General features: G+C 39.1%; 10 protein-coding genes. 2 read left to right on the forward strand and 8 right to left on the reverse strand.

All coding sequences use genetic code 11. The annotated features are described in order from the left end of the window. Positions 1-86 precede the first annotated feature (86 nt). The 7 genes from A9239_RS00380 to rpl7ae all read right to left on the reverse strand — a co-directional run bounded on the left by A9239_RS00380 (position 87) and on the right by rpl7ae (position 3,888). Positions 87-506 (reverse strand): 30S ribosomal protein S6e, encoded by a 420-nt coding sequence (locus A9239_RS00380; RefSeq protein WP_048123041.1) that lies wholly within the window; start codon positions 504-506, stop codon positions 87-89. A gap of 149 nt (positions 507-655) precedes the next feature. Next, positions 656-2,431, reverse strand: a complete 1,776-nt coding sequence (infB, locus tag A9239_RS00385) for a translation initiation factor IF-2 (protein ID WP_048118885.1) — start codon at positions 2,429-2,431, stop codon at positions 656-658. Positions 2,432-2,445: 14 nt separating this feature from the next. Next, positions 2,446-2,580, reverse strand: coding sequence for a hypothetical protein (locus A9239_RS19995; RefSeq protein WP_255361873.1), 135 nt, complete (start codon positions 2,578-2,580; stop codon positions 2,446-2,448). Positions 2,581-2,585: 5 nt separating this feature from the next. Continuing rightward, positions 2,586-3,035, reverse strand: a complete 450-nt coding sequence (gene ndk / locus A9239_RS00390) for a nucleoside-diphosphate kinase (RefSeq protein ID WP_048118882.1) — start codon at positions 3,033-3,035, stop codon at positions 2,586-2,588. A 40-nt stretch (positions 3,036-3,075) separates the two neighbouring features. After that, positions 3,076-3,264 carry a 50S ribosomal protein L24e gene (locus tag A9239_RS00395; protein ID WP_011308298.1) on the reverse strand — a complete coding sequence of 63 codons (189 nt, stop codon included), beginning with the start codon at positions 3,262-3,264 and terminating at the stop codon, positions 3,076-3,078. A gap of 15 nt (positions 3,265-3,279) precedes the next feature. Beyond that, positions 3,280-3,501, reverse strand: a complete 222-nt coding sequence (locus tag A9239_RS00400; protein WP_011308299.1) for a 30S ribosomal protein S28e — start codon at positions 3,499-3,501, stop codon at positions 3,280-3,282. A 24-nt stretch (positions 3,502-3,525) separates the two neighbouring features. Beyond that, the gene (gene rpl7ae / locus A9239_RS00405; protein ID WP_048118879.1) at positions 3,526-3,888 is read right to left on the reverse strand and encodes a 50S ribosomal protein L7Ae; all 363 of its coding nucleotides are present in this window, start codon (positions 3,886-3,888) and stop codon (positions 3,526-3,528) included. Between the two features lie 309 nt (positions 3,889-4,197). Between rpl7ae and A9239_RS00410 the strand changes: the two genes are divergently transcribed. Next, entirely contained in the window at positions 4,198-4,845 is a 648-nt protein-coding gene (locus tag A9239_RS00410; protein ID WP_048118877.1) for a TatD family nuclease-associated radical SAM protein, read from the forward strand. A gap of 479 nt (positions 4,846-5,324) precedes the next feature. Here A9239_RS00410 and A9239_RS00415 read toward each other — a convergent pair whose 3' ends face one another. Then, entirely contained in the window at positions 5,325-5,663 is a 339-nt protein-coding gene (locus A9239_RS00415; RefSeq protein ID WP_048118874.1) for a hypothetical protein, read from the reverse strand. Between the two features lie 2,394 nt (positions 5,664-8,057). Here A9239_RS00415 and A9239_RS00420 point away from each other — a divergent pair. After that, the gene (locus A9239_RS00420; RefSeq protein ID WP_141706316.1) at positions 8,058-8,414 is read left to right on the forward strand and encodes a hypothetical protein; all 357 of its coding nucleotides are present in this window, start codon (positions 8,058-8,060) and stop codon (positions 8,412-8,414) included. Positions 8,415-8,613 lie beyond the last annotated feature (199 nt).

An 8,613-nucleotide genomic window follows, 5' to 3' on the forward strand; every position in this document is an offset into this window, starting at 1 on the left:
AATCAAATCAAAATCAAATATAGACGAAATAAAAAGTGTTTAAAGCCCGCCCGCAGGCGGGGAACTTGACTTTAATTGATTGAAATTTACTCTGCCGGAGCTTCTTCTGGAGCTTCTTCCGGGGCTTCGAGACCGAGAAGAGCTTTTATGGATTTGCTCCCATACTCAACGACTTTTGCATTAATCTGGACAATGTCAGGAGCAACTTCTTTGCCACGGACCATCTTTCTCCTGCGTTGTCCTGGATGTTTAGGGGTATAGCCAACACCTACTGCCATCAGGATTCTTTGTCTTCTGGGACCTAGAAGGTCAGGTTTCATAACAAAACCACTGCCATCACAACCGCCAGTTAGCTTTACTTTGTAACCGGACAGGCCGAAAACAGCACCATCAACAACGTCGCCTATTGACTTTCCGATTAATGCGTTTGCTTCAGCGTCTTTTACATCGATCTGGTAAGCACGCCCTTCCTTTGGGTCAGAAACTACAACTTTGAAATTAGCCATGTGAAATCCTCCAATATCAAATTTACTTTTAATAATTCCTTTGCCTTGCCTCTTCATCCGAAACTTTACTCGGATTTTCCTGAATTTTTACCTGAACCTTCCGTGTATTCTGAACATAATTTCTGAATATAATTATACACTTATAAGCATTATTTTGCCCAGAAAGGATTATCTTTTCTTTTCAGGGAAAGAAAAATATCAAGAGTTTCCTTTTCATCGGTTGAAAGGGAATCGTATATCTCGTGCTCAAGAACTTTGGCATGCCTCTCAGGCACGTTGACATAGAGCACGTCCTCCTCTTTGATCTGCCTGCCTACGGTTGCACCTTCAATTGCCATTGCAACCTCTTTGCCTATTCCTGCAGACGGAATATTCTCTCCTTCGATCTGCAGGCCTTTGATCTTGCCTACAACGTTTCCGTTTTCAAGCATCACATCGGCATTTGTGCGCACGACTCCGCCAAGCACTCTTATGCCGACAACTGCGGGTTTACTCTGGCGGAATATGCAGCCAGGAAGGATTTTGAATTTTCCCGGACGGATTATTGTTTCGAAAATCTTCTTTTCAGCCTGTTCCTGCTGCTCTTTTACATATTTCTGGTAATCTTCAACCAGGCGGTAAATCACGTCACTTGTGAATACCTTCACAGTGCTTTCCTGCAGGAAATCTCTGGCGTCAGGGTGAACTTTGACATTGAAACCTATAATCACCGAATAGAGCGGGTCTTCAACTGTCGAAGCCTCAATTGCGTCCCGGTGTGAGATATCTCCTACTTCGGCTTTCCTGATGGAGATCTCATCTTTCTGGAACTCATGGACAAGGGCTTCAAGGGAGCCGAGAGTATCGGCTTTGATCATAATTCCGACCGCACCAGTATCAATCCTGACCTCATCTATCTCGGATTTTATCTGGTCTACAATCTCGTCAAGAGTATCTTCGTTAGCAACCCTTATTGGAGAACCTGCGAGTGCACCTTCGAGCCCTGGAGCTGAAATCTTAACTCCAACCGCAGCAGTAACCTTGTTCACCTGCTTGAACTTGCTCTCATAACGCATCTCAGAAAGTTCCCTCGGCTTTAAGAGAGCACGGACTTTTGTCTGGATTGGTTTTCCCAGGCTTCCGATAACAACAGTATCGCCCTTTTTCAGAGTGCCGTCATAAAGGATAACATCCAGGGTTGCACCAAGCCCTTTTTCTTCCTTGACCTCAAGCACAGTGCCGACTCCGGGACCTTTGGCACTGTAATGCAGGTTTGCTTCAAGGAATTTCTGAGCCAGGCCTAAAAGTACCATCAGGACATCAGGAATTCCTTCGCCTGTCATGGCACTTACAGGCACTACACCCAGGGTTTTCTGGAAGTTTGTGACCCTATCGTACCGTTCTGCTGCAAAACCCTGGTTGTATAATTCACCGATTACTTCATAGAGCTTTGTCTCAAGCCGGGCCTGGACGTCCTCAGACTGTTTTTTGAAAGTGACCGCAAAAGGCAGGTCTTTTTGTGAAACCCAGCCGCCAATCCTGTCAATCTTATTCGCAACAACAACAAAAGGAGTTTTGAACCGCTTTAAGATCTGCAGGCTTTCGTAGGTCTGAGGCTTGAAACCTTCGTTTATGTCCACTACAACGATTGCAAGATCGGCAAGAGCGCCTCCCCTGCTCCTTAGAGTTGTAAAGGCATGATGTCCAGGTGTATCAATAAAGAGCAGTCCTGGCACTATGAACCTATCCCGAAGCCTTGGGTCTCCAAGCTTGTTGATAATTACATCTATTGGAACTTCAGTTGCCCCAATATGCTGGGTGATAGCGCCGGCTTCTCCACTGACAATTGCAGTACCCCTGATCTTGTCCAGCAGAGTCGTTTTCCCGTGGTCGACGTGCCCCATCACGCAGACTATAGGAGTCCTCAAATTTTTCTTGTCGGCCATATGCAAAACCTCTCTCATTCCCGCGTCTTATTTGCTGCAGGTCCAGAAGGGTCCGGGTTTACCCTGACGGACCCAAATTGCAGGTCGGATAAACAAAGGCCCTGAATCGTGTCCTGAAGTTTCAGAAACGCGAAAAGGCTTTGATGCACCTGCTTTATTCGTACAGACAGACCTCGTCAATCCTGGAATAGTTCCCGATTTCGGAGTCCTTAAAGTGAATTGCAATTTCCCTTGCAGCAGCTTCTGGGGAATCGGAAGCATGAACTACATTTCTGCCTACATCCAGAGCAAAATCCCCACGGATTGTTCCGGGAGCTGCATCTACAGGATTTGTAGCCCCGTTTATAGCCCTCATAACTCGAATTGCATCTTTTCCTTCAACTACCATTGAAACTGAAGGTCCCGACGTTATGAATCCGACAAGGCCGGGGAAGAAAGGCTTGGCCGCATGTTCACTGTAATGCTCTTTTGCAGTGGCTTCACTGATAACGTTCATTCTGAGGGCAACGATTTTCAGACCTCGCTTCTCGATTCTGGAGATTATTTCTCCTACCAGCCCGCGCTGGACTCCGTCAGGCTTTACCATAACGTATGTCTGTTCCATGTGCACACCTTAATAATCCGAACAAATAAACTGACAATTCTTATGCTTTCTTCAACTGGATTTTACCTTTTTCAGTCCATTCGGTACGTCTTGGAAGCCTACCCAGATTGAAGTTACTCATACACTTGGAAGAGTGAATGTAGTAGGTAGAACCGTCTTTCTTGACGTAGAGCTTACCGGTTCCGGGCTCCAGCATCTTCCCGCAGAAATAGCATTTTCTCTGTTCCATTGTCTCACCGCTTTCTTATCTGGTGGTCAGTTTCTTTGCTTCTCTTGAGGTTTCAAGAAGCATCAGGATATCACCTACGCGGACTGGGCCCACGCAGTTTCTTGTAATAACACGGCCTTTATCCCTGCCTTCCAGAACCCTGCACTGGATCTGACTGGCTTCACCATGCATACCTGTATTCCCGATAACGTCAATAACCTCAGCAGCAAAGCCGCCGGTTATGTTTTCATCAGCCATAATTAGCACCTCATGTTATCAGGATTATTTAAGGGCTTCAAGTTTCTGGGCAATGTCCTGGACCATTTCACCTGCTTTTCCTGCATCTACGATTGCAACAGTTGCGCAGGACACACCAAGCCCACTGGCTGCACCGAGTTCCTTCTGGTTTTTGATGAAGATATAAGGTGCTTTCTTTTCTTCGGAAAGTGGAGCAATGTGAGCAACAATCTCGGCAGGCTCGATATCTTCTGCGATCAGGACAAGCTTTGCATTGCCTCTTTCGATTGCTTTTGTGGCTTCATTGGTGCCCTTTTTAATCTTTCCAGTATCTCTGGCAAGCTCCAGGGCTTCAAGTGCTTTGTTTGTAAGTTCTTCTGGAACGTCGAATTTAGCTAATTGTGCCATATAAGATTCTCCTTCGAAATTGCGAGTATCGCAATTTTTCATCAATCATTGGTTTTTAACACACATCTGTCAACATTGAAATCAAGTCTTAAATCGAAACCGTATAGGACTTCAATGCGGAGAGTAAATGAGTTGAAACATAGATACTGCTAGCTAAATGCTGCAGATCGAACCTTAGAAGTACATGATCACCTATAAACTTTCTGCTTGAAAACATGAGTCATAGACCAAAAGCAGAAGTAGATTGATAAGAAATTCATATATATAAGGCTATTTCCAATTCCAGGATAAAAAATGAACTAATACGTCATGGTTATAAGGAATGTCAGAAATTTTGATCTCATGGACGCAATTTATTATGAAGCTCATAAAAATCTCTATATTAATCTCACAAACCGCTGCAGTGCAGACTGCGTCTTTTGCATCCGTAATTTTGCAGACGGGGTTTACGGATATGACCTGAGGCTTTCAAGAGAACCGACAACAGAGGAAGTTATCGGAGCCCTTGAAGGACTGGATCTTTCAAAATACAGAGAAATCGTATTCACAGGCCTTGGAGAGCCAACAATCAGGTTCGATGTGGTGCTAGCAGTAACCCGCTGGCTGAAAAGCCGGAATATTCGAGTCAGACTAGATACTAATGGACAGGCAGCCCTGATAAATCCGGGAAGAGATGTAGTCTCAGAACTGAAAACCGCAGGGTTAAACTCTGTTTCCGTAAGCCTGAATGCCGAGTCCGAAGATAAATATAACAAACTCTGCAGACCGATTCATAAAAATGCATATTCTGCAGTACTTGATTTTGTCAAGGGAGCAAGGAAGGCAGGAATCAGTACAAGGGTTACAGTAGTTAATGTACCCGAAATTGACTTGAAAAAATGCAGAAAGCTTGCAGAGGAGCTTGATTCAAGCTTCCACATAAGGACTTTATCCGAAGCTGCAAGCAAAGAAATCTGAAAACTGTTAAAAGTTAAAATACTTAGAAAATCATAACCTAAAAATTTAAACTTGATATATTTATAGTCATCACTTTAAATAATGTGACATTTATTTACATTTATTCATTACCTTGGGAGCGCAGAGGGTCACGAATACTCCGTTTTTCACAGGCTGTCCGACAATTATTGCTAGTACATTGATTCCAAAGTATATCCTAAATAAATTTTTAGAAAACCACGGTAAGCACGGAAGATACGGAAATAAGTAGGAAAGGCATGTTTCTTCTGTGTTTTCTGTGTTTTTCGTGGTTGTGTAATATTCCAGATTAAATCACTCTGCGACTGGCTGCTTTTTCCGTGTTACAGAGTTCCATGCGACTTTAAAATAATATTTGTGTCAATATTTACGTCATAAGCTGTAATTATTTTCTTATTATGTATTTATTTAAGAATCGTTGCACTAGTTTACTTCTACCTGCCCTTTAACCAAGCATTTTCTTACATGCGTTTGCATTCATCTATGAAGCGTGTTATTTCGCGGTCTGCAGTTTCGCAGTTGATGAAAACAGGTTTTCTTGTAATTGTTAAAGTAAGATTAGACTGTCCATCCCATTCAAACCTTCCGGTAATCCCTCTTCCTGAAAGTTCTCCTTTGTTTCCAGGTGGAACGTCGATGCCATAGTTCTGAAGATTTGTTTTCAGGCACTCAAACGTATCAGGTGTTACACCTGATATCGTTACAGGCTCGCAACTTCTACTCCCTAGCTGTGCTTGTGCAGATCCGATAGAAAAAACCAGGCATATTAATAGTAAAGAAACTATTAATTTAATTTTCATTCTTTACCCCCCAATTACAAATTTGGCTCTTAAATTCGGCTGAATACAAGTACGCAGTTAAATAAAAAAATTAAGATTTAAAATATAATACAGATTATTAATATAAATTAAATAATATATATCGGCTTATAAATAGTTAATCTCTACTAACTATAAGATCCAGTTTAATTTCCAGAATCGTCAAGAATTTTGAAGAACATCTATCCTCTATATGTTATCGTATTTTTTGAATTATTTGCAACAGTGATTAAATAGTTGCAAACGTTTTCAGCATTTAGTTCAATCACTCGCTATCACCTTTGAGATTCAGTTTCTTATATTCTTAGGGTCCTTAAATATTGGTTCGTTTTTTAAGGATTAATGAGCTTTATTTTTGAAATCAAGTATTTTTCTGTTGTTTTTCAGAGTAAAACACACTTATAAACTAACTTTTGTTATATTTAAATGAAATCTGTGCTTTTAATTCCATATTTATATACTAATTAGCCCTTTTTTAGATAGTGTTCCAATTTTTCTGTAAAATCATAAATATCAAAAAGTTATGGAGTAGAAAATTCCATATCGGAAGATCAATTATCTATATAGTACGTAAAAACTTGAATTCAAATTTACAGTAAATTCGAGACACTGCCATTTTTTAAGGTGAAATTGTGTATAAAGGAAAAATGTGATCGAATTCCATTATTATAAATAAATGCAGTTTGTTGAAAAATAAAGCTATTATTACACTCAATTTTTCATTTTAAAACTCAATTTTAGTTATTATTCTAAAATTTTGATTTGTAAGATGTATTTTTGTTTGGTAAACTCTAGTTATATGTATATAACTGAAATAAGCATTTTGGCATCTTTCTTTATACACTTATTTTGAAGGGCCTTATATATTCTTCTTTTTCATCTTTTTCGGAAAGGCCGCTCTCCTACGTCGAGCGTGACAAAAACGACATAAGATGACTAATATGACTTTATGGTTCAGAATCTGGGATTCAGGATTTTGCTTCAGCCGTTTAAAGTTCAATTTTTTAATGCGACAACCATTCAATGTTTATTCTTGCTTCTGGAGAGGTGGGTAGAACTGTGGTTAAAACGATGATGAAAGCTAATTAACGCTAATTGAAGCGATAATGAAAACTAATTAACGCTAATTGAAGCGATAATGAAAGCTAATTAAATCTACATGTTCCTTTTTGATAAGTAGCACACTCTAAAATAGTAATTGACATTTCATCCAGAAAGCATCGAATAGTACGCAATGTACATTTTTTCATATAGTTGGCGTTTTAAAAAAGTATTTCCAAATTTAAATATTTAATAATGGTTGTTTATAATATATTCTACGTTATCGGTTATTGTAGAAAGCCCATATTTTTTTCCGTACTCTTGGAACCTTAAACAAAATGCTTGGGCAATGAGTAAAGGGTGTGGTAAATGTTTGGAATAACATGTAGAAATAAACGTATTTAGATCACTATAAACGCATTCAGGCAATGTTATCTGCTGCATATTTATAACACCTCAATACCTGAGCATTATAGGCTTAGCATAACTTTTTGCGATATGATGTTGTTGATTTTTTGATAGTATTTCAATCGCTGGACCTGAAACTCCCCACCTGCCTGCTATTACAGGTGAGGAATTTACAGTCTCAAGTTCGATTAATAGATTTAGGAGGTTTTTCTTTGCCTTTTGAACAAAGATATATATGGCGAACTTCTATTTAATACTTTTCGTTAAATTAATAATAACTAATGCTATTATAATGTATAATTGTATTACTAAATTCGAGGAGCCGACATATAAAAACTGTCACAATTTTCAGATAATAAGTCTGATCAACTAACTTCTTCTCATTGGATGAGCCTATCCCAAAACCTATTTTTATTTTAAATCATCATGAATTTAGAGGATCATTTTAGTGATTAAGTATTCAATTGATTGCTCCAAATACGAGATTCAAAAATCAAATTTTGAGTTTCGGGATAGGCTCACGGATTAACCTTCATTAACCGCACTAACAGTCTTGAGGGTGGCGGACCACATAATAGAGTGTATTGTTAATATTGCCAAGGGTCGTATATATAAATCGCAGTACCTGTTTAATAGTGGAGGAGGGTATAACTTACCAGTGGAGACTGTTGAATCTTATAAAGTATATTGGGACTAAAACTCGGATCACATTCCCTCTAGTAAATTCACAAATTGTCTAAGGTCTACTATTATCTTCAAGTTTTTAGAGTTATGAATTACTGCACTTACCTAAAAGTCACATGTTCAAATTTATTTTCAGTACATCTTAGTTATTTAAATTGTTTCTATAATTATATAATCAAGATTGTCTATTCATACAAAATGATGAAACGAACAACAAATTTCTTTGTATTAGTGTTATTGGTCTTGACATTATGTACTGCTACCGCAGGAGCTTCATCTAGTACTGCGTGTAATGTAAAAATTGTCAAGTTCACAGTAAACAACCCAACTGGAACAGCACCAGCTAAAATCGGGTTCACAACTTATACGTCAGGCACTGTTAAAAGTGTTCAATACCAGGTATTGGATAAACATGGAAAGGTAGTTGCATCCTGCAGATCTTATTGTAAACACTGTACGGTAAAACATATCTGCAATTGCTCGCTTATCATAAAAAAGCCTGGTACCTATGACGTAAAAGTAACTGTATATGGTGCTGGAAATTGTCATGTACAGCAGACTAAAAAGTCAGCCATTAAAATAAAAGCTGCAAAAAAGTAACTGTAAAGCAATAAAGGTAAAGTAATAAAGGGATAATTCCCTTTTTACTTTTTATTTTAACACTGTCAGATCTGCCTTATTGGGTGCTTTTGCTTCCAGTCCCAAGATCTGGTTTCATGCTTTTCTTGCTCTAACTTTTTCTGCCTAATTTTCTCTCTTTCCAATTTTTTCCTCTTTTCTCTTACCTTACCTTACCTTA

Source organism: Methanosarcina sp. A14, from assembly GCF_001729375.1.
Taxonomy (GTDB): domain Archaea; phylum Halobacteriota; class Methanosarcinia; order Methanosarcinales; family Methanosarcinaceae; genus Methanosarcina; species Methanosarcina barkeri.

Bases quoted from the DNA above. Each gene is read 5' to 3' on its own strand.
- A9239_RS00400 (WP_011308299.1), bottom strand. From the start codon at position 3,501: ATGGCTGATGAAAACATAACCGGCGGCTTTGCTGCTGAGGTTATTGAC.
- rpl7ae (WP_048118879.1), bottom strand. From the start codon at position 3,888: ATGGCACAATTAGCTAAATTCGACGTTCCAGAAGAACTTACAAACAAA.
- A9239_RS00395 (WP_011308298.1), bottom strand. From the start codon at position 3,264: ATGGAACAGAGAAAATGCTATTTCTGCGGGAAGATGCTGGAGCCCGGA.
- A9239_RS00415 (WP_048118874.1), bottom strand. From the start codon at position 5,663: ATGAAAATTAAATTAATAGTTTCTTTACTATTAATATGCCTGGTTTTT.
- A9239_RS00410 (WP_048118877.1), top strand. From the start codon at position 4,198: ATGGTTATAAGGAATGTCAGAAATTTTGATCTCATGGACGCAATTTAT.
- A9239_RS00380 (WP_048123041.1), bottom strand. From the start codon at position 506: ATGGCTAATTTCAAAGTTGTAGTTTCTGACCCAAAGGAAGGGCGTGCT.
- infB (WP_048118885.1), bottom strand. From the start codon at position 2,431: ATGGCCGACAAGAAAAATTTGAGGACTCCTATAGTCTGCGTGATGGGG.
- ndk (WP_048118882.1), bottom strand. From the start codon at position 3,035: ATGGAACAGACATACGTTATGGTAAAGCCTGACGGAGTCCAGCGCGGG.